Raw genomic sequence first — 19,426 nt, forward strand, 5'->3', positions numbered from 1 at the left:
GCCCGCGGGGCCGGGGCCACCGGCGTGGTCGGGGCGTGTCCTCGATGGTGAAGCTGCCGGTCAGCGGGTGGGGCGCACGGTCGCGGGCTGCGCGGTGGCCGATCCGGCCTCCGCGGGGTTGCCGGCAGAGCAGGATCCAGCCCAGGGCCGCCTGCATCGGGGAGCGGCCGCGGATCTTCGGGCGGCGCACGGCCCAGATGGCCAGCAGCCAGGCGGTGATGGGGACCGGTCCCGTCCACGACCACCAGCTGATGGTCTTGACGAGAAGGAAGCCGCCGGTGATGGCGAGGAGTATCTGTGCGGGGGTGTACGGGCCGAGGGGGATGCGCCAGTCGGCGACTTTGCCCAGCACCCAGGGGTGGCGGCGGGCGGCGGTGTAGAAGCGGCCCGTCCGTACGGGTGCGGCGGCGCTCACAGCCGGCCTCCGGCATCTGCGGGGTGTTCACGGCCGGCCGCTGGCTCACCCTGGAGGATGCCGGGGACGGCGGGCGCGCTCTTGGCCGGGTTGTTGACCTCGTCCTCGAACATGCTGGCCAGCTGGTTGCGGGAGTTGTACAGGCCGAGCGCGATCACCATGAGGATCAGTGAGCCGATCCCGGCCTTCAGGGAGAACTTTTGGATCATGATTACGACGACGAGGACGAGCAGTCCGGCCTGCAGGCCCTTGGTCGCCCAGCCCATGAACATGTCGATCCAGCTGTCGCCGAGTTCGTCCAGCTCCCCGGCGAGCACCAGGCTGTTCACGGTGTTCACCGGGTACCTCCCGCCTGGGCGGTGGTGCCGGTCTGGAGTGCGGTGATTTCCCAGCGTCCCGAGCGGGCTGTGAGGGTCAGTTCGTACGCCAGCGGCCACCACCCGGCACGGTCGCGGGCTTCTACCTGGGTCATCACCCGCACTCGGGTCCCGTCCGCCGGGACGGACTCGGCGACCGCGGCCTCTTCGACGGCGAGGACCTGCTGGAGGGTGAGCGTCTCGTAGGGGGCGGGGGAGACCGGCGACAGCTGGACCCCGGGGGAGAGGTAGCGGTCGACTTCGCCGGCCCCGGTCAGGTATGCGGCGAGGAACTCCCCGGCCGTGGCCGATAGATCGCTGTCGGTCGGGACGCTCACGCCGTACGGTGACGTCGGCACCTCGGCGCGGGCCGGTCCGGCCACCACGCCCGGGGGGCCGGTCACGGCGAACGTGGCGCCGCTCGCGTCGGCTGTCACGGGCACGGCGTAGTAGCGCAGCCGTCCGTCGGTGTATTGCGCAGCCAGCGTCACCGACCACGCCGTGCCGGTCTGCTGTGCGCTGCGCACCGCCACGACCGACTCCGGCTCGGGCTGCGCATCCGCCGTCCCGGGAAGATCAACGTCCGGGGCCATCGACTGCGCAAGCCGGGCCTGCGCAGTGCTCTCGGCGCCTGCGCGGCTGCGCAGCCACGCGCTGAGGAACACCGTGGCGTACCCGGACGGGTTGGCCGACACGGCCGTCTTCACGGTGGCCGGCTTCGTCGCGGGGGCGGCACGGACCACGGTCGCCGGGGTGGCGACGGCGACGGCCAGCGCGATGGGACCGGCCGCCACCGCGGCCCACACGCCCAGGCGGCCCAGGTGGACCCGGCGCCGCATCTGCTGCAGCCGGGCGTCCGCGGCCGTCGCAGGAGCAGTCTGCTCCTTCCGTGACTGCGTGGCACGAGGCATTTCGAACTCCCAGGTCAGAGCGGGTTGTTGCTTCTGACCCGAGACAACCGGCCACCCCCGACCCGACCACCGACCACGAAGGCCCGACCACGGTCACGAAGGGGACACAAAGGCCGTGGTCGGGTCTGTGGTCGGCCCGACCACAGACCCGACCACGACATTTCGCACCACGCGGAGTCCGCTTCGAAACGCGGACCCCACGGTGATCGGGGCGGCCGGCACAGCGGTGCGCACGCGCAGGAATACCTGTCGGCGAGCAGCACCTCGCCTCCCGAACCAGGCAACTGCGCAACCAGAACTGCGGCTGCGCAGCCGGAAACCGAGGGTGCCCCGCGCGGCTGCGCAGTCACCCGCGCAAGCCGATTGCGCACGACGCGCGGCCCGGTGCGCAGCACCCCGTGCACGGCTGCGCAGTCGGCAGTGCGCACCGATTGCGCAGCGGGGACCAGACCGCCGTGCAAGACCGGCCGCGCGGTGTGGCGAGTGACCGGGCCGCCGCCACGGAGGGCTGAGTGCCTGTGTCTGGTTTCGGAAGCCCTGGTCAAAGCACCAGTGGGCAATTTCTCGGCGGACGGCACCGTTCGCACTGCCGTCCCGGGAACGCTTCAGAGAACCGCGAGAGACCGGAATGACGGCTATGCCTGGAACGGGTTCAGTGCGGTCGTGACGGCGATGCCCGAGGCTTGGCCGGCTCTCAGTACAACCGCCGACGGTGCTCTCGGCAGCTTCCAGCGAACTGGTCGGGTTGGCATCGGACCCTTGCTTGGAAGGTGGGGCAAGTTCAGCTGGTCTGCGTGTCCAGCAGGGTGCCCAGGTCGGGCGGTGTCTGCGGCGGGCGGGGTGGTGACGGTGACCGGCTCGTTGATCCGGAGGAAGGTGACGGTCATGTCGATGGGATCGCCGACGACCGGCTTGAGCGGCTCTCCGTCGGCGTTGACGGGCGTCTTGTAGGTAGCGCCCCGCATGCGGAACTGCCTGGTGCGTCCGTCGTTGTCGATCCACAGATCCATGGTGAGGTTCTTGTCGAGCCCCAGCGCTATGAACTGGTCGAGGCTGTTGGTCTGGCGCTTCCGGCTCGCCTTGTCGGTGGCAGCCTGCTGGGCGGCCTCCAATCCGTCGAAGGTGACCGTTCCCCGGTAGTGCGTGGTGCGGGCGCCGTCGATCGTCTCGGCCCCGAGCTTCTTCGCGTTCTTGGAGCCGGTCAGCAGCGTGGACTGGACGATCGGGCTGCCCTCGACCTGACGGGGCAGCAGGCCGTAGGACTGGTTGTCCACGGAGAGGAGCCCCCAGCCCGCCGGCTTGATCCGGAGCCAGCTCCTGCCGTTGAGCTTCTCGGTGTCCAGCTTCGCCAACCTCCCCAACGTCTGGGTCTCGAGCGCGCTGCCGCCGACGTACAGCGCTTTACCGGCGAACCGGATGTTCAGCGGGCCTTTCGCGCGCTGGCCCGCCGTGGTCAGTTCCATGTTCATGGCCAGCGGCGCCGTGCTCATGGCCGCGTCGGCGGTCAACCGGCCCCGGTCCGGCACGGATCCGGTGATCCGGTAACGGAGGGACGTGATGTCGGCGGAGTCCTCCGCGGCCTTCGCCACGGCCTCGGCGGGCGTCAGGACCGGCGCCGCCGCCTGCGCGGACCCGCCGGAACCACTCCCGGCACCCGTCCCACAGGCCCCGGCCCCTCCGCCGAGCAGCACGAACCCGAGGGCTGCACTCGCCACTCTCCGCGACACGGACCGGCATACGGACATTCCCATGATTCCCCCGGAAGAAGGTCGGAACAGAAAGCTCGGAACAGGAAGTTGATCAGGCAAGGGCGCGAGCGTATCCCGGGGAGGAGGGCTGATCCGCCGGATCCCCGTGCGTACGGCCGCTGGTAGGTACGGGCTCAGGACCATGCCGGGCCCCGGGGGAGGGCAGCCGCGCCGGTGCTGTGCCTAGTGGCGGTCCGTCGCTCGTCTGCTGACGGCCCGGATTCGGGGTACGGCGTCGCGCCGCGCGGCCCTGGTGGCAGCAGCCTCGTTGTCCCGTCCCATTCGATCTTGCCGGTGGTCAAGGCTGTGAGATGGGAAGATGCAGGATCGGTTGAGACGGAACCACGTCGGATTCTCAGGTGACGTTGTCTCTCAGCTGCGTTTCCGCCGGGTTGTCTCACTTTGTGTTGTCGGTGAGCCAGCGGCGCTGATCACGCCGGGCAGTGGGGCGTCTCGCAGATGCTTTCGCGCCCGGTGAAGCCGTTTACGATCTACGGGTCCTCGCCTGGACTGGGCTGTCGTGCGAGTCCATTGCGGGACCGCTCCCGGACACCCCGTGGCACGCTGCATCAGCGATTGTGGGCGACAGCCGCGATTCGGACTGTGACCCTCACGAGGAACTGGTAGGCGTGGGCTGCGAAGCAGCACCACCAGCGTGTGCTCCGAGCCGACGACGTCATAACACAGGACAGGGCGAGGCGATGGCAGTTTCCAGGTTGCAGACCGATCCGACGACGCTGTCCAAGCTGGGCCCAGACCTCATCTCCGACCTCAAGGCCAACCTATGGCCGATCGACTGCCAAAGCTGTGGTGCGCGACTTGGACGGTGGAGGACATCCGCGCTGGAGGTGCAGGCCGCCGAGGACGGGTTCGCCACCGCGTCGTTGCACCACCCCCGTTGCCGACCGCCAGCGTGGCTGGACCAACCACTCAGCGTGTCCGGGAGTCGGGCCTCTCTCTCGTGGCGGGCGGGCTGCATGCTCCTGCCCCCGGGTGACGTGCCAATCTTCCTGGTCAATCCGTCGTACGAGTACGCCCTGCTGCGCCAGGTCGACGGGAAAGAATGGCGGATCGCCACGCTGGATCCGTTCGTCTCCCTGGGGTTTGCGAGAGACTTCCCTTCGCAGTCAGTCCCACCGGTGCCGGCCTTGGCCGCCATGATCGATGGGGACCGGATTTCGGTCGCCGTTCGACACGAGGGTGCCGTCATGCACTCGTGGCACAACATCCCGATCGCTCCCGAGATATCCACCGTGGTGCGCGAGTGGGAGCACATCATGGTCGCCGTGACCACGCTCTTGGACGTGCGCAAGCCAATCCCACTCGACCTATTGCGCACGCTGATCGGAGCGCGCAAGGTGGCGCTCGGCCCGGCGCGGCTCACCTCGGTCCGCTTCTCTGAACACGCCCAAGCGCTCAAGCCAGGGGATTTCGCTGAGACGCCATCCGCTTTCCGAACGTGATCGTTTAGTTCGGGTGGATGGGCATGAACTCCCTTTCGTCGCGGGAGAGATGGGCGTGGTTCGTCCGCTCGTCTGGCTCGTGGAGGTCGCTGGTGGCGTCGGTGCTGGGTCTGTTGGAGGCCAGGGAGAAGAGGGTCCGGGAGGAGATCGCGCGGCTGCGAGAGGAGGCCGAGCGGGTGCAGGCCGCGCTCGGTGAGGCGGAACGCGATCTTCAGCGGCTGGTGGATGCCCGGGTGACGGTGACTGAGGTACTGGCCGGGTCGCCTTCGGCGGTCACGGTACCGACTGGAAGCGTGGTGGCTGGTTCGACGGTACCCCGGCGGGAGACGGGCATGGCGGCGACAGCCCTTGCGCCGGACTACCAGCGGATCTTGTCGGTGCTGGAGTCTGAAGCGGGCCGGGAGGGCGTGCGCTGCCAGCAACTGGCCGTCGCGCTGGGCCTGGAGGCCGTCCCGGCGAAGGTCGAGGGACTGCGATCGAAGGCGAAACGCCTGGTGGAGCGAGGGTGGGCCTTGCAGGTGCGGCCGGGAGTGTTCACCGCTCTCGCGGTGCCGGCCGTCTGAAACCGGCCGGGCGGCGTCCGGCCAGGCGACCGCTCATGAGCATGGTCATCGACCACAGCACCATGGCTTCGTGCATGGCCGGCAGCGTCTCGTAGTCGCGCACCAGGCGACGCGAGCGCATCAGCCAGCTGAGCGTCCTTTCCACCACCCACCTGCGCGGCAGCACCACGAACCCCGCTGTGTCATCGGTGCGTTTGACGATCTGAAGGGTGAGCCGGGCCGTCTCACGGGCCCAGTCGACGAGCCGGCCGGCATAGCCGCCGTCCGCCCACACCAGTCGGATGGAGAAGTACTGCCGCCGCAGCCGCTGAAGCAGCGGGACGGCAGCGTCGCGATCCTGGACGCTTGCCGCACTCACCGTGACGGCCAGGACCAGGCCGAGGCAGTCCACCACCAGGTGCCGTTTGCGGCCGCCCACCTTCTTGCCGCCGTCCCAACCGGAGGTCGAGCGCGGGATGTTCACCGCCGCCCGCACCGACTGGGAGTCCACGATCGCGGCCGTCGGGTCCGGCAAGCGGCCTTCCTTCTCCCGGACGCGGTCGCGCAGCCGGTCGTGGAGTTCAGCGAGCAGACCCGTGACCTGCCAACGGCGGGCGAAGGCATGCACGCGCCGATACGGCGGGAAGTCCGCGGGCAAGTTGGCCCACTTCACGCCGTTGTCCACGACATAGCGCACCGCGTCAAGCATCACGCGGTGGCAATAGCCCTCCGGCCGCCCGCCCCGCCCCTCCAGCCAGGCCGGAACCGGAAGCAACGGCCGCACCACCCGCCACTCCTCCTCCGTCATGTCGGAGCCATAACTCGGGGTGCGGTCCGGCCCGTCCGCCGCGTTGCCGAACCTGTGCGCGAGACAGTCACACGACGGTGGCAGCGAGTTGGACTCCACGCAGGCGGACGCGAAAGACTGCGGCAACAGGGCCTCCTGGTACTCGGTTGGGATCGCACCCCCGAACTACCAAGAGGCCCTGCTGTCATGCGCTGACCCTCACGCGATCACCCGATCAGGAGCCCTGTTCGACCAGCCCAGCCCCGTGATCGATAAGCGGATGGCGTCTGAGGACTTGCGACTGAAGGCGTTCGCGCTCGCCGCTCTGTTGATCAGCCCCCAGCCGCCTCAAGACGCGGTCGTCGCCGCCGCGCTGGCTTTGTGCGACGGCAAGAACTGGCTGGTGCGGCAACTGAGCGGCCGCGACAAGCTGGCCACGGTGTTCCTGGTGAGCTATCTGTACGCGCTCGACTCACGAGACTCCTCGCACGAGTTCCGCCGACATGGCGGTGTGCACGTGATCACGCCTGACGCCCAGCGTGCTGAGGAGTACTTCAACTTCTTCGCCCCGCTCTACGACAAGGTGGACCACACGAGGGTCGCCCAGCTACTAGGCGCCGACCCCCTGTCGGTGGAAGGAAGCAAGGCATACCTGGCCGACATCGTCATCGGGACGAGGGAGGAGTTCATCGCCTCCTATGCCGCCTATCGCGACGCCGGCCCGGACTTCTCCCTCCATGCCAGTCGCGGCCGGTTGGCCCTGGCGATCGATCGGGACCACAAAGAGCTGCGGTCCGAGGAGCTCATCCGGCACTATCCCAAAATGGCCACCGTATGACTGATTCCCTATGGGGTCAGCCACCACCAGGGGAAGGCCCTCTCCCTGCCCTTCTCAGACAACATCATCTGAGACCAGTCGCGAATCCAACAAGGTCACGTGAGACAGCGAGAACGTCGCGAGAGACGGGACACTCGTAAACCCTGTTCACGAGGCTGGAGGCCGATACGTCTACTGGCGGCACCGTTCGCGTTGCTGTCCTGATGACGCTTCAGGGAACGGCCAGAGAGGCCGGAATGGCGGTTATCCCTGGAACTGGTTCCAGCGTGGTCGTGACGACGCTGCCCGGGACTTCGCCAGCGTTTCGTACAGCCCGTCGGCGGAGCTCTTGGCAAGCCTCCGGCAAACTTGTCAGGTCGGCATCAGACACAGGCACCCAATCCGTATCGCCTCATCAGGCGACGTTCCGGTGGTGCGCGGGCTTGAGAACGTACGCCGACGCTGCCTCGCAGCGGCCCGCTGCCGTCAGTCCGTGCAACTCGGGGCGCCGGGCGTACGTCTTCGAGATGACGTACGCCGGACAGAACAACGAAGACGACGCCGAGTGCCGTCCCGAGCCCCGCGCCGTCCGCGAAGCAACTGCCCGGCGCATGGTCGGCCCGACCACGCCCCCGACCATGGCAGTCCAGTGCGCGTGTTGCCGGATCGTGATCGATGGTCGGGGGGTGTGGACGCAGCCCTGGTCGGCGTCGGCGGGTGAGCTGCCTCCATGGATCCCACGCGCGTCCCCTCAACCGTCGGCACCCCCCGTCTCGCTTCCGCGAACGGTGTGGGCTGCCGCGCGCACAGCGCACGCACGGACGCGCGATGACCGGAGCACGGGTCCGCCGCGGCCTGATGGCCGGCGACCGGTTCACGCAGATCGCCAACGGCCTGTTCCGTGACAGCCGCCTCACCTACAAGGCGAAAGGACTCTTCGGATTCATCAGCACGCACCAGGACGGCTGGCAGGTGACGATCGCCGGGCTCGTCCGCTCCGGGCCGGACGGACGGGACGCGGTGCGCACCGGGCTGCAGGAACTCGAGACCCACGGCTATCTGATCCGCGAACGCCTGCGCCGCACGACCGGCACCCTCGGCGAGATCGTCTACTCCATCACCGATCACCCCACGTTCGTCGACGCCTTGATGGCGGACGCCGCCACGGCGCTCCCCGCGCCGACGGAGCGCATGGAAGGCCGTGGCGACTACGGCATGGGGATCCGCCGAGGCGTGATGGCCGGCGACCGGTTCACTCAGATCGCCAACAGCCTGTTCCGTGACAGCCGCATGTCCTTCAGGGCGAAGGGGTTGTTCGGACTGATCAGTACCCACCGCGAAGGCTGGTACATGACGGTCGCGGACCTGGCCCGCCGCGGCCGCGAAGGCGTCGACGCGGTGACGACCGGGCTGAAGGACCTTGAGCGGCACGGCTTCCTGCGGCGGGACCGCGACCGGAACCCGGACGGCACCCTCGGCTCGGCCATGTATTTCATCACCGACCTGCCCAGCCTGCAAAACGCCAGGTCCGGGCCAGAGTCGGGAAATCCAGGACTGGATAACCCTACGTTGGCTGACCGCCCCACAAAGAACACCATCGTTAAGAAGACCAACAAGCAGAACACCAGATCCGTCCCTCCGTGCGCCCGCGGCGAAGCCGCGCGGACACCCGCCCGGAGGGGCCGGAGGGACCAGACGGACGCGCCCCCGGCGGATGAGATGCATCCGGGTATCCGGCTGCTGCTGGAGATCGGGGCGGGCCGTCCTGAACTGCTGCTGACCGGGAAGGTGCTGACCGATCAGGGCCGCGTCGTGACGGTGATGATGGAGTCCGGCTGGAGCCCCGCGCAGCTGCGCCACGTCATCACCGGCCGGCCCCTGCCGCACCCGGTGCGTACGACGGCAGGCGCGATCATCGCCGCCCGCCTACGGACGGCCCAGGCCTACCCGCCGCCCGCGACGGTGGCAGATCACCGGGCGCCTTCGCCGGACGACGAGCCCTTCGCCCCGGAGATAACCGAGTCGTCCTCGGCGACGGCTTCCGCAGCCCGCACGGTGAGCGCGGCCCTGACCTACCGGGCGCTCGTCGAATGCGCCGGCTGCGGCAGGCCCGGCACCGCCCTGGGTGAGGACCTCTGTCCGGCCTGCCTGGACTGGCCGCTGTGCCGCACCTGCCCGGGGCCGACGCCCCGCCGCGCTCACCCCGACGGCGACGGCCGCTGCGCGACCTGCACCTCCGCCCTGGCCGCCATAACCGACCTTCTGGAAGGGAGCACTTCGTGATGGACCCGCTCCACACACCACCCCGGACGGCACCCCAGCAGCCTCTGCGTCCCTTCGCCTGCGATCCGAAGCGGTGGGACAAGGAGTCCTCCCGTGCCCTGCGGGCCGGCCATGCCCGTGGCCCCGCGTGCTCGGCCGAGTGCGAACTCGTGCTGGTGTATGAGCGCACCGGGTGGGGGTGGCTGGCCTGGACGGTGCCCGCTGACGGCGGTACGCCCGAACTGCCTCACCGCGTCGGTGTCCTGCCGCCCGACGCGACGTGTACGGACCGCCTGGCGGTGTACTGGCTCACCCGGCGCCCTGCCCGGCGTATCGGCCTGGCGGCCTCGGTGCCCGGCTCGCTGCGCTGCGCCGCGGCCGTGCTCGCTGTCATCGGCTGCGTCGCCGCCCTGCACGCGGTCGGGGCCGGCGTGCCCGCCGGCATCGCCTGGCCGCTGGCCCTGCTGGCCCCGTTGCTCGCCGAGCATCTGCCCGGCCGGTTCGACGAGCGGGCCAGCGAACACGTCCGCAGCGTGGAAGGAGATGCTGCCTGCCGGTACCTGCAGCGCCTCGCGGTCCTGCACACCTGTCGCGTCCGGGCCGCCGCCGGCAGCGACCGCTACGAACTACGCCGCTCCGCCGAGATAGGCCAGAACCTGCTGTGGGATGCCGCGGGCCTGCTCCAGAGCCAGGACACCCGCTCGGCCTCGGCTCAACTGATCGGCCGTGAGCGGCTGATGGTCCAGCTCGCCGGCCAGGTCACCCAGATCCTGGAGCGCACCCGCACCGAGTCCCGCTCCGGCACGGAGAACCAGCCCAGTGGCCAGGAAGGCCCGTTGGGCCCGTACCCGCCCGGCTTCGAACCGGCGACGCCGCCAACACGCCGACGCGAGCCGGGCACTGCACCGCTGAAGGGATACCGCCCCATGGCCCAGGCCCAGTCCGACGACGATGCCCGCACCACGGACGTCTACCTGCTTTTTGCGCACGAGCCGTACTACCCCAGCCCCGGCACCCAGGAGATCAACACCACCCTCGTGGCCGCGGCCTCCCTGCTCCACCCCAGGGTCCGCCAGCCCGACGGCGCCCGGATCCACGACCGCCTCACCCAGGGACGCGAGCCGGGCGAGATCATCCCGCTGGCCACCCTCACCCACGAACTGGGCGGCGGCGCCGACTGGCCGCAGGTCGGCGACTGGGAGACGGTCACCACCGACCTCGTGCAGCTCGTCCGGGCGGGGGAGTGCGACGCTCTCAGCCTCGGCCTCCCCGAGATCGCACGCGCGCTGATCTGCACCGGGCCGTACAGCCAGGTGCGTGCCTTCGACGCCGTGGCCGGCGAGTTTATCGCCTACGGGCCGGCGGAGCGTGCCGCGGTCCTGGCCGAGGTCGGCACGTTCCTCACCTGCCTGGTGGCCGAGCAGGATCTGTGGCCCGGCGACGGTCTGCTGCCCTCGCTCACCCGTCCCGTGTAACTGAGCGTTTGGTCCGGTGATGTGTGTCCGGTCCCGGGTCGGGTTCCGCGCCGGTTCAGGGTGGCTTGGCCGGTGAGGCGGCGGGCCATGAGGTCGATCATCGCGAGAGGGATCATCACTTCGGAACGGTGCGGGAGAGCAGGTGGACGCCGGCCGCGGTGTCGCAGACGCCTCCTGCCTCAGGGCACCGGCCGCGAAGAACCGCCATGCACTGCAAGGCAACTGCACCAAACGCTCCGTCAGGACAGAGCCGGGGGCCGACGCGGCGCAGGCACCGCCCGCAGCAGCTCCCACAGCGGCCGCGAACCCGCCGCCCACGTACCGAGAAGGCGCCGGTCGACCAGGTGCAGCCGCTGCGTCTTCGCGAAGTCCTGGCCGGGCTTCGTGACCCGCCCGTTCGTCACCAGGACCACCACATCCGCGCGGTGAACCGGGCGGGCCGTCCCGTTGAGCACCTGCAGGTCCGGAGTTCCCACAGCCGAGCCACGGTCCCCGCCGCGGCGGTGCTTGCACTGGATCACCCAGCGCCGCCCGAACGGGTCCGTCGCTTTCACGTCAGCGCCCAGATCACCGCCCCCGCCGACCTGCACCGCGTCCCGGCAGCCGTCCCGGCGCATCAGCTCCCGCACCGCCTGCTCGAACTCCCGGTGATGCAGGGCATCCAGCTGCGGCAGCGCGTAGCGCAGACCACGCGCCTGCACCTGCGCCCACCGCGCCCGCTGCTGACGCTGATACACCCACCCGACACACGCCAGAGCCGCGAGCACCACCACAGCGATGAGCACCCACCAGTGAGCCAGCAGCCAGTTGACCACCGTCACGAACAACCCGATGACGATGACCCCCGCCCCCAGAACCATCAACAGCTGCTCGTCCGCCTGCCCCTGACGCCTGCCCCTGCGCCGCCTCCGCCGCCTCACCGGCGGCCGCCGACGCGTCACCGGGCACCACGAGAGGCCCACGGAATCGGGTACGACACCGTGGGCTGCGGCCGCTTCACCTTCGTCGTGCTGTTCTCGAACTTGATCGGATACTGCACCGTCGTAACAGGCTGAGGACGCCTGCCGTTGCCACCGCCCGTGCCGCCCGTGCCGCCCGTGCCGCCCGTGCCGCCCGTGCCGCCCGTGCCGCCCGTGCCGCCCGTGCCGCCCGTGCCGTTACTCATCCCGATGGCCGCCAGTGCGACCACGGCTAATATCGCCACGTCCCGGCGCGCTCCCGGAGCCCAGCGGAAGTACCCGCGGACCGGTGTCCCGTCAGAGCGCTCGTACTTATTGACCCAAGGCACGTTGCCCCCCTCGTCGTGGTGTCCCCGCGCAACTGCTCATCCTCACAGCCCCCACTGACACTCGGTCAGGGAAGCACCACTCCACGTGATCACGCCATACCGGAACAGGACAGGCCAGAGCCCTTGCGGGGCGCTGCTCCACGCCCCGACCACCCCCCCGGACCTCGGCAGTCCAGCGCGCATGTTGCCGGATCGTGATCGGTGGTCGGGGGTTGTGGACGCAGCCCTGGTCGGGGTCGGTGGGTGAGCTGCCTGTATGGATCCGACGCGCGTCCTCTCAACTGTCGGCATCCCCCGTCTCGTTTCCGCGAGCGGCGTGGGCTGCCCCGGTTGCCGCGTGCACAGCGCGCGCACGGACGCGCGATGACCGGTGCACGGGTCCGCCGCGGCTCGATGGCCGGTGACCGGTTCACTCAGGTCGCCAACGGTCTGTTCCGCGACGCGCAGTTGTCGTTCAAGGCCAAGGGATTGTTCGGGCTGCTCTCCACGCACCAGCACGGCTGGCGGGTGACGGTCGCCGATCTCGTTCTCGTGTACCCGTCCGGGAGGGAGCGCTGGTCGAACTCCGGGGTGTCCAGTGTTCGTTGGGCTCGCCGGCGGTCCGGGGGCCGCCGTCTCGTCCGGCTCGTCGCCGTTGTGGTGTTGAGCGTTTGTGTAGGTCCTGCTCCCGGGGTGCTTCGGTTCGCGATCTGGTCACGAGGCAAGGCAAGGCCGTCTGCGCGTGTTTTCCGTCGCCCGGCCGATGCTGTCACGCTCGAAGAACCTAGACGGCTGTGTGATGTTCCGCTGCCGGGAGGTGATGGTCCAGTTCTGGTTGTTATGCGGTCGGGTGGCAGCCGGTTTTGGGGGACTGGTCTGGTAGGTAGCGGGTGTGTTCCTGCGGGGTGAGGGCGGTATCGATGGTGGTGCAGATGCTGTGGATTGCTTGGGCGGGGTCGGGCAGGTCGACGTGCCAGAGGCCGGTCGTGTGTGGCGTGGTGATGGCCAGGGTCCGTCCGTCTGGGCTGAAGGCGACTGCTGCGCGCTCGCGGGCCGGCAGGGTGGCTCGGGTGTGGCGGTTGGCGAGGTCCCACAGCTGGACTCCTCTGGTGCTGGCAGCGGCCAGGGTGTTGCCTGTTGGGTTGTAGGACAGGGATGTCACGTTGCGGTTGCCGGTGAAGGTGTCCAGAGGGCGGCCGGTGCGTGCGTCCCAGATGGTTATGGTTCCGTCTTCGCTGGCCGCGGTGGCCAGGGTGTGTCCGTTGGGGCTGAACGCCAGGGACAGGTCGTTTTGGGCGCGGGGCTCAAGGGTGTGCTGGGTGCGTCCGGTTGCGGTGTCCAGGAGTGTGACCGGTCGGTTGCGGGCTCCGCCGATGACGGCGAGTGTGCGTCCGTTGGGGCTGAACACCAGTGCGCGTGCGGGGTTGGCAGGGTCGGGGCGGCTGCGGAGGTCGCGTATGGCGCCGGTTGCCAGGTTCCAGATCCGCAGTGATCCGTCCAGGCCGGCGAGGGCGAGGCGTGTTCCGTCCGGCGCGAAGGCCGCTGTGTGGATCCCGTGCAGGGTGCGGGTGCGCCGGATACGGCCCGTGCCGACGTCCCGGATCTCGATGCTCCCGTCCTTGTTGGTCACGGCGGCCAGGGCGCGGCCGGTCGGGCTGAATCCCACAACCCCCTTGGTAAGAACCCCTTTCTCCCGGCGGATACGGCTCCAGTCCGGGCCAAAGGCCAGTGTGGCTGTGGCCTTGCCGGTGTGGGCATCCCAGAGCCGTATCATCCCCTGCCCGGGGCCGAGTTGTTGCAGGGTGGCGGCCGTGCGTCCGTCCGGGCTGAATGCCAGCGCGTTGGTCTCGCCGCCCGACGGAGTGGTGAGAGTGGTGTGTGGGCGATCGGCGGGCACGCTGTGGACGCGCAGGGCCTGGTCCTGGTCGCTGCTGGTGACCAGGGTGCGGCCATCGGTGCTGAGGGCCGCCTCCAGGTCACCGTCACCGCGGTGGCCGGCGGTCACGGCAGCCCGTACCGTGCCGGTGGCCGTGTCCCACAGCTGTACCGTCCCCTGGCTGCCGAGGACGAGAGTGTGCCCGTCCGGGGCGAAGCCCTTCACCTCGACTCGATCGAGCCAGGAGGTACGCCGGAGGGTTCCGGTGACCGTGTCCCGCAGCTGCACCCTGCCGGATGCTGCGACGGCGTACGTCCGGCCGTCGGGACTGAAAACTACCTCGCCCTCAGTCTCGCTGTCGCGGGTGAACCGGGTGCGGCCGGAGGACACGTCCCACCCCCGCACCGCCCCCGAGGCATCTGCCGCTGTCAGGGTGCGCCCGTCGGGGCCGAACGTCACCGTTGTGGAGTCAGGATGGCCCGCATAGGTGCGCCGCATACGGCCCGTGGTCGCATCCCACACCTGGACTGTCCGCGCGAAAGCGGCGGCCACGGCCCGCCCGTCGTGGCTGAACGCCACCCCGCTTACCCACCCCGGACTGCCGGGGACGGTGAGTCTTGCGCGTTGCCTGCCGGTCACCGGATCCCACAGCCGTACCGCTCCGTGCGCGTCGCCGGTGGCCAGGGTGCGTCCGTTGGGGCTGAACGCCTCGACGGTCAGGCCGGGGCCGCTGAGCGTGTGACGCAGTCGGCCGCCGGGCAGGTCCCAGATCCGTACCTTGGCGTCTGCGCTGCCAGCGGCGAGGGTGCGTCCGTCCGGGCTCAGGGCGATGGACTGCACGCCTTTGGTCCCGCCGATGAGGCGTTTGCGCAGTGGCAGGGCCGCGGCGGCATACAGGGCGGCGGCGGCTTCGCTGGTGGGACGGGTCCGGTAGGCGTGGACGGCGAGCAGCGAGGCCAGGTCGGGGTCGGTGCCCGCCAGCGCGCTGGACTGGGCGGCCAGTTGCCTGGACTGGGCGGTGTGCTGGGCGGCGACCGCGCTCTGCCATTGCCCCACGGCCAGTCCCGCAGCGATCAGGGCGAGGCACAGGGCGGTGGTGACGGCGGTGAGGACCAGCCGGTAGCGTCGGCGGTCCTTGTGCTGGTGGCCGCGGCTTGCGGTGAGGAAGGCGTCCTCGATGCCGGTGAGGTCTTCGGGGGCGCTGTTGAAGTGTTCCTGGGCGGTGGCGAGTCGGCTTCCCCGGTACAGGGCCTCTCTCTCGCGTCCCACGTCCTGCCAGGCGTGGGCCGCCTCGGTCAGTTTCCGGTGCACGCGCAGGCGTTCACGGTGGGTCTCGATCCAGCCGCGCAGCCGGGGCCAGGCGGTGATGAGGGCCTCGTGGGCGAGTTCGACGGTGTCGTCGTCGAGGGTGATGAGCCGGGCCCGGGCGAGTGCCTCCAGAACCTGGGCGGTGTCCTGCCGGCCGGTGGTCTCCAGCTCTGCGCGTGGTGCGGGCCTGCGGGTGTCGGGGGTGCCGTCGCCCGGGGCGACCAGCCGCAGCAGTACCCGGCGGGCTGCTGCCGCCTGGCCTTGGGACAACCGGCCGTAGACCTCCTCGGCGCTCTGTGCGATCGCGCCGTCCAGGCCGCCGGCCGCCTCATAGCCCGCCACAGTGAGCGTCTTGCCGCGGCGGCGGCGCCAGGTCTCCAGCAGCACATGCGACAGCAGCGGCAGCCCGCCCGGCGCATCGGCTACCTCCTTGACCAGACGGGCGGTCAGGGCTCGCTCCACGGTCAGTCCGGCGGCCATGGCCGGCCTGACGACGGTCTCGCGCAGTTCCGCCGGGTTCATCGCGCCGGCCAGCAGATTCGCGTCACGCAGCGCCTCGGCCAGGTGGCGGTGTTCGGCGCAGCGTCCGTAGAAGTCACCGCGCACCGCCAGCAGCACCCGCAGGCGGCTCTCCGGCTGCCGGGCGGCAAGCAGCAGGTCGATGAAGCGGGCCCGCTGCGCCGGATCGTGGCAGAGGGTGAAGACCTCCTCGAACTGATCGACGATCACGAACGTGTCCGCCCCGCCGCTGCCCGCGCTGCTGGGGGTCAGGAGGGGAGCGTGGGTGCGGGCAGGGTGGTCGCCGGGGGTCAGGATCCGGATCGCGGCCAGCCGCAGGCCCGGCTCCTTAGAGCGCTGCAGGAGGGGGACCAGGCCGGCCCGCAGCAGGGACGACTTGCCGCTGCCGGACGGACCGAACAACGCGGCAAACCGCCTGCGGCGCAGCAGATCAACCAGGTCGGCCGTCAACTGCTCCCGGCCGAAGAACCGGCCGCTGTCACCGGTTTCGAACCGCGCAAGCCCCCGGTACGGCGGCTCCACCACTGCATCGCCCTCATCCGGGCCGCCACCGGCAGCCTCCTGCACCGCCTGCTTCCACCGGGCCTCCCACACGGCCACCTCACCCCCGCACGCCCGCACATAGGCCAGCACCACCGGCAGCGTCGGCAACTGCTCCCCAGCGGCCGCCTGCGACAGCGTGGTCACCGAGTAGCCCTCCCGCTCGACCATCGCCCGGTAAGTGATCCCGCCCGCCTCCGTACGCAACGTGCGTAACTCGAACGCGAACCGCTGCACCGAACCCGCCGCCGGATCCACCGGCACCTCACGACGCCCCGCCACACCCTCACCCCCTCCGGCCGCTCCCGCACCAACAGGGCAGCCAACCCAGACACCTCAACGACACCAGAAGAATCACGCGTCCGGCCATTGTTCGGCCGCCGGAACAGCACTGCCAAACAATGCCCCCGGCCGCTGAACTCGGTGATGCGAGCGGCACGGGGGTCCGCTCCACAGGGGGTACGTCCTGCCCGGCTGCACACACAGCCGGGCCGGGCGTACCCAACCGCGGGCAGCCCTGTCCGCCTCCGGGGCTGACAGCGGCCCCGGTTGCAGGCCCAGAGAGTTCAACCGGAAGGAAGCCATGAATCACCTCAGGAAAAGGCTGGCGGTGCTGGCCCTGCCAGTGGTCGCCGCGATGTCGCTGGGCGTTCCCGCAACCGCTGCGCCGAGCACGGATACGCGCGTGGTGGTGGCGGAAGCAGGCGAAACGGGTTCGGCCTCAGGCGCCCGGTCTGCTGTTACACCGCAGGCGCTGGTGAGTTACATCAGCAATGAGAACAACATCGGGATCGGAGTCTCACGGATCGACCGCGGCCAGAACTACGACGCGATCCTGCAGCCTCACCGGCGCACGGACGGTCCCCCTCTCAACTGGGACCGGGCTCAGTCCTTCTACATCGGTGCTGGGTACTGCGCCGATGCCTGGTTCTTCCAGGGCAGTTGGAAGCCCAGCCCCACCGCCCAGGACGTCAGAGGACCCGTGGTGGTCCGCACCCAGCAGAGCATCTCCGGTGAGGCCGTCGCGAGGTGGGCGGTCCGAGACGTCAAGCGCTGCTGATTCCGACGCGGATCACCGTCCACAAGCGTGATGTTGGCCTTCCCCACCCCGCTGGGGGAGGCCAACTCCGCGACGTCCGCCACTCCTCACGTCATCCACCAGGACGCACAAGGCTGTCCGGCCCTGTCGTGCGGGGCCAGGGCTGCGCCGCCGCATGCCTGGTGGGGGTTTATGGGGTGTGGAGGGTGTGGGTGTGGCTGTAGCCGGCGGGTGTGGGGGTGTACTGGGGGGAGGGGGAGGGGGAGGGTGTGGTGGGGGAGCGGTAGAGGTATCCGATGCCGCGGACGGAGACGATGGATGCGCCGCCGGCGGGTGTGGCGTCGAGTTTGCTGCGCAGCCGGGAGATGGTGAATTTGACCCGGTCGCGTGCCGAGGGGGCGGGGGTGTTCCAGCCTGCCTGGAGGAGTGTGGTGAAGTGCTGGACGGTGCCCGCGCGGCGTACGAGGTGGTCAAGGATCCGGAACTCGGTGGTGGACAGGGGCAGGAGGGAGCCCGCGGCCCATGCCTGGTGCTGCTCGGAGTCCAGGCGGAGCAGGCCGTCGTCGTAGATGTCGTCGTGCCGGCGCTCGGCGGCCCGGTAGCGGTGCAGTACCCGCTCGATGCGGGCGATGATCTCCCGCGGTTGGCAGGGTTTGGTGATGTAGTCGTCCGCGCCGCTGGTGAGCCCGACGACCGCATCCACACTGTCACTTCGGGCGGTCAGGAAGATGACGGGAACATCGCTGACCGTGCGCAGCCGGCGCAGGACTTCGAATCCGTCGGTGTCGGGCAGCATCACGTCCAGCAGGACGAGATCGGGGCGCTGGAGGTAGGCGCTGCGCAGACCGGCGCGTCCCGTGCCTTCGGCCAGGACCGTGTAGCCGAAGCGGGTGAGGGTGTGTTGCAGTGCGACGCGGACCATCTCGTCGTCCTCGACGATCAGCAGCTGTGTCGGGCGGGCGGGTCCCACACCGGGGCGGGCGGGGCCGGCCGGCTGCGCGCGGGGCGTCTGGCTCACCGCCGGTGACGGGACTGCTCCGATCTCGGTGGCCGGGACGTGCTGGTCCAGCAGGTACTGGGTGGTCATGAGGTGGCAGGCGGAGCAGAGCCGGAAGAGCACCCCGCGCACCGACAGCGTGTGCTCGGCCGGCCGGGGGCAGCGCCGGCCCGCCAGTTCGACGGTGCAGGGCCCCCCGCCCCGCGCGGCCTGGCGTGCGCGCATCCGCCGCGCCGCCGAGCGGCAGGTGCTCGAGCAGTACTCCCGAGGGCGCCCCGCCCTGCGTGCCGCGGGCAGCGCCCGGCCGCAGGCGCGGCACGCATCGCTCGGTGCGGACACGAGCAGTTCCCCCTCTTCTTCTTGATGGAGCACGAAACGCCTTTCGTGCTCCGGGCCGGGAACGACCGGACGCCGGATTCCTTGGCTGTCGCCTGCGGATGCTGTTACCTGGAAGCAGGACGTCTGAAACGGTAGGAGGGCCCGGCCGCCGGGAAGCGGCCGGACCCCGGTGTCACGGTCGCTCGGGCTTGCCGGCGTCGACGACTGTGCCACCCACCGCAGCGAGGGCCCTCGCCGTAACGGCGAGGGCCTGTGCGTCAGTCAGGATCGCGACCGCCTCCACCACACCGAGCACGGTACGCACCCCTTCCCACCACACCTGCCGTGAAGCACCCACCAACGGCCACCACCTCCGCGACGACCGGGACGCCGCCGGCACGGGCCGCTGCCCCACCGCCTCGCCTTCCCCGTCCTCCGTGCACGGGTCCTCGCGCATCGGGATCCTCCTCTCGACGGCGCTCGCGACCTTCGCGGGCCGTCGCGACACGCACGCGCGGTCGAGCTGCGAGAGGTGTCGCCCGGTGCGGTTTCCACCCGGTGCTGTGGGATGGTGCGCTGTCCACCGTCGCGTGCCGGGCGAGGGGCGGCAAGCACACGCAATCAACGTAGTTCCAGCACCGCCGAGGCGCGCGTGCTCGGGGCATCGTTGAGGCCTGCGGGCCAGCAGGCCGGGGGATGACGGCGTCCGGATCGCCACCGCGGAATGTCTCCCGCTCTGCCGCGGGGGATGACGTCTGCGGGGCGGTGCGCCGGGGGTAGGGGCGC

Annotated in this window: 16 protein-coding genes; 6 read left to right on the top strand and 10 right to left on the bottom strand. The window is 70.2% G+C overall.

Annotated elements, in window-relative coordinates; translation table 11 throughout:
* The 4 genes from QF035_RS55150 to QF035_RS55165 all read right to left on the bottom strand — a co-directional run.
* A partial coding sequence (locus tag QF035_RS55150; RefSeq protein WP_307532222.1) for a hypothetical protein occupies positions 1-415 on the bottom strand: 415 nt, incomplete at its 3' end.
* Positions 412-753 carry a hypothetical protein gene (locus QF035_RS55155; RefSeq protein WP_307532224.1) on the bottom strand — a complete coding sequence of 114 codons (342 nt, stop codon included), beginning with the start codon at positions 751-753 and terminating at the stop codon, positions 412-414. The genes QF035_RS55150 and QF035_RS55155, both read right to left, overlap by 4 nt.
* A complete protein-coding gene (locus QF035_RS55160; protein WP_307532227.1) occupies positions 750-1,682 on the bottom strand; it encodes a conjugal transfer protein in 933 nt (310 codons plus the stop codon). Before QF035_RS55160 ends, QF035_RS55155 begins: the two co-directional genes overlap by 4 nt.
* Before the next feature lie 635 nt (positions 1,683-2,317).
* On the bottom strand, positions 2,318-3,397 hold the full coding sequence (locus tag QF035_RS55165; protein ID WP_307532229.1) for a hypothetical protein: 1,080 nt from the start codon (positions 3,395-3,397) through the stop codon (positions 2,318-2,320).
* Between the two features lie 1,031 nt (positions 3,398-4,428).
* Here QF035_RS55165 and QF035_RS55170 point away from each other — a divergent pair.
* Both QF035_RS55170 and QF035_RS55175 read left to right on the top strand, forming a co-directional pair.
* Complete coding sequence (locus QF035_RS55170) at positions 4,429-4,893, top strand: hypothetical protein (protein WP_307532231.1); 465 nt, start codon at positions 4,429-4,431, stop codon at positions 4,891-4,893.
* A 92-nt stretch (positions 4,894-4,985) separates the two neighbouring features.
* A complete protein-coding gene (locus QF035_RS55175) occupies positions 4,986-5,456 on the top strand; it encodes a hypothetical protein (protein WP_307530650.1) in 471 nt (156 codons plus the stop codon).
* On the opposite strand, the gene QF035_RS55180 is transcribed toward QF035_RS55175, so the two are convergent.
* Positions 5,428-6,369 carry an IS5 family transposase gene (locus QF035_RS55180; RefSeq protein ID WP_307530648.1) on the bottom strand — a complete coding sequence of 314 codons (942 nt, stop codon included), beginning with the start codon at positions 6,367-6,369 and terminating at the stop codon, positions 5,428-5,430. The genes QF035_RS55175 and QF035_RS55180 overlap by 29 nt on opposite strands.
* Positions 6,370-6,502: 133 nt before the next feature.
* Between QF035_RS55180 and QF035_RS55185 the strand changes: the two genes are divergently transcribed.
* From QF035_RS55185 to QF035_RS55195, 3 genes are all read left to right on the top strand, one after another.
* Positions 6,503-7,060, top strand: a complete 558-nt coding sequence (locus tag QF035_RS55185; RefSeq protein ID WP_307532234.1) for a hypothetical protein — start codon at positions 6,503-6,505, stop codon at positions 7,058-7,060.
* A gap of 807 nt (positions 7,061-7,867) precedes the next feature.
* Positions 7,868-9,322 carry a hypothetical protein gene (locus tag QF035_RS55190; RefSeq protein WP_307532237.1) on the top strand — a complete coding sequence of 485 codons (1,455 nt, stop codon included), beginning with the start codon at positions 7,868-7,870 and terminating at the stop codon, positions 9,320-9,322.
* A complete protein-coding gene (locus QF035_RS55195) occupies positions 9,322-10,776 on the top strand; it encodes a hypothetical protein (RefSeq protein WP_307532352.1) in 1,455 nt (484 codons plus the stop codon). Before QF035_RS55190 ends, QF035_RS55195 begins: the two co-directional genes overlap by 1 nt.
* Before the next feature lie 239 nt (positions 10,777-11,015).
* On the opposite strand, the gene QF035_RS55200 is transcribed toward QF035_RS55195, so the two are convergent.
* The 3 genes from QF035_RS55200 to QF035_RS55210 form a co-directional block, all read right to left on the bottom strand.
* Positions 11,016-11,636: a restriction endonuclease gene (locus QF035_RS55200; RefSeq protein ID WP_307532239.1), complete on the bottom strand. Its 621-nt coding sequence runs from the start codon at positions 11,634-11,636 to the stop codon at positions 11,016-11,018.
* A gap of 77 nt (positions 11,637-11,713) precedes the next feature.
* A complete protein-coding gene (locus tag QF035_RS55205; protein ID WP_307532240.1) occupies positions 11,714-12,064 on the bottom strand; it encodes a hypothetical protein in 351 nt (116 codons plus the stop codon).
* A gap of 817 nt (positions 12,065-12,881) precedes the next feature.
* Positions 12,882-16,568 carry a WD40 repeat domain-containing protein gene (locus QF035_RS55210; RefSeq protein ID WP_307532242.1) on the bottom strand — a complete coding sequence of 1,229 codons (3,687 nt, stop codon included), beginning with the start codon at positions 16,566-16,568 and terminating at the stop codon, positions 12,882-12,884.
* Positions 16,569-16,869: 301 nt separating this feature from the next.
* On the opposite strand from QF035_RS55210, the gene QF035_RS55215 reads away from it, so the two are divergent.
* On the top strand, positions 16,870-17,346 hold the full coding sequence (locus QF035_RS55215) for a hypothetical protein (protein WP_307532243.1): 477 nt from the start codon (positions 16,870-16,872) through the stop codon (positions 17,344-17,346).
* A gap of 169 nt (positions 17,347-17,515) precedes the next feature.
* On the opposite strand, the gene QF035_RS55220 is transcribed toward QF035_RS55215, so the two are convergent.
* Positions 17,516-18,547, bottom strand: a complete 1,032-nt coding sequence (locus tag QF035_RS55220; RefSeq protein WP_307532246.1) for a response regulator transcription factor — start codon at positions 18,545-18,547, stop codon at positions 17,516-17,518.
* 286 nt (positions 18,548-18,833) lie between these two features.
* Entirely contained in the window at positions 18,834-19,097 is a 264-nt protein-coding gene (locus QF035_RS55225; RefSeq protein ID WP_307532248.1) for a hypothetical protein, read from the bottom strand.
* Positions 19,098-19,426: the final 329 nt, after the last annotated feature.

It is taken from the genome of Streptomyces umbrinus, assembly GCF_030817415.1.
GTDB lineage: Bacteria > Actinomycetota > Actinomycetes > Streptomycetales > Streptomycetaceae > Streptomyces > Streptomyces umbrinus_A.

Coding starts and splice junctions, on each gene's coding strand:
- QF035_RS55225 (WP_307532248.1), bottom strand. CDS start 19,097: ATGCGCGAGGACCCGTGCACGGAGGACGGGGAAGGCGAGGCGGTGGGG.
- QF035_RS55215 (WP_307532243.1), top strand. CDS start 16,870: ATGAATCACCTCAGGAAAAGGCTGGCGGTGCTGGCCCTGCCAGTGGTC.
- QF035_RS55190 (WP_307532237.1), top strand. CDS start 7,868: ATGACCGGAGCACGGGTCCGCCGCGGCCTGATGGCCGGCGACCGGTTC.
- QF035_RS55160 (WP_307532227.1), bottom strand. CDS start 1,682: ATGCCTCGTGCCACGCAGTCACGGAAGGAGCAGACTGCTCCTGCGACG.
- QF035_RS55200 (WP_307532239.1), bottom strand. CDS start 11,636: ATGGTTCTGGGGGCGGGGGTCATCGTCATCGGGTTGTTCGTGACGGTG.
- QF035_RS55185 (WP_307532234.1), top strand. CDS start 6,503: ATGGCGTCTGAGGACTTGCGACTGAAGGCGTTCGCGCTCGCCGCTCTG.
- QF035_RS55220 (WP_307532246.1), bottom strand. CDS start 18,547: ATGCGCGCACGCCAGGCCGCGCGGGGCGGGGGGCCCTGCACCGTCGAA.
- QF035_RS55195 (WP_307532352.1), top strand. CDS start 9,322: ATGGACCCGCTCCACACACCACCCCGGACGGCACCCCAGCAGCCTCTG.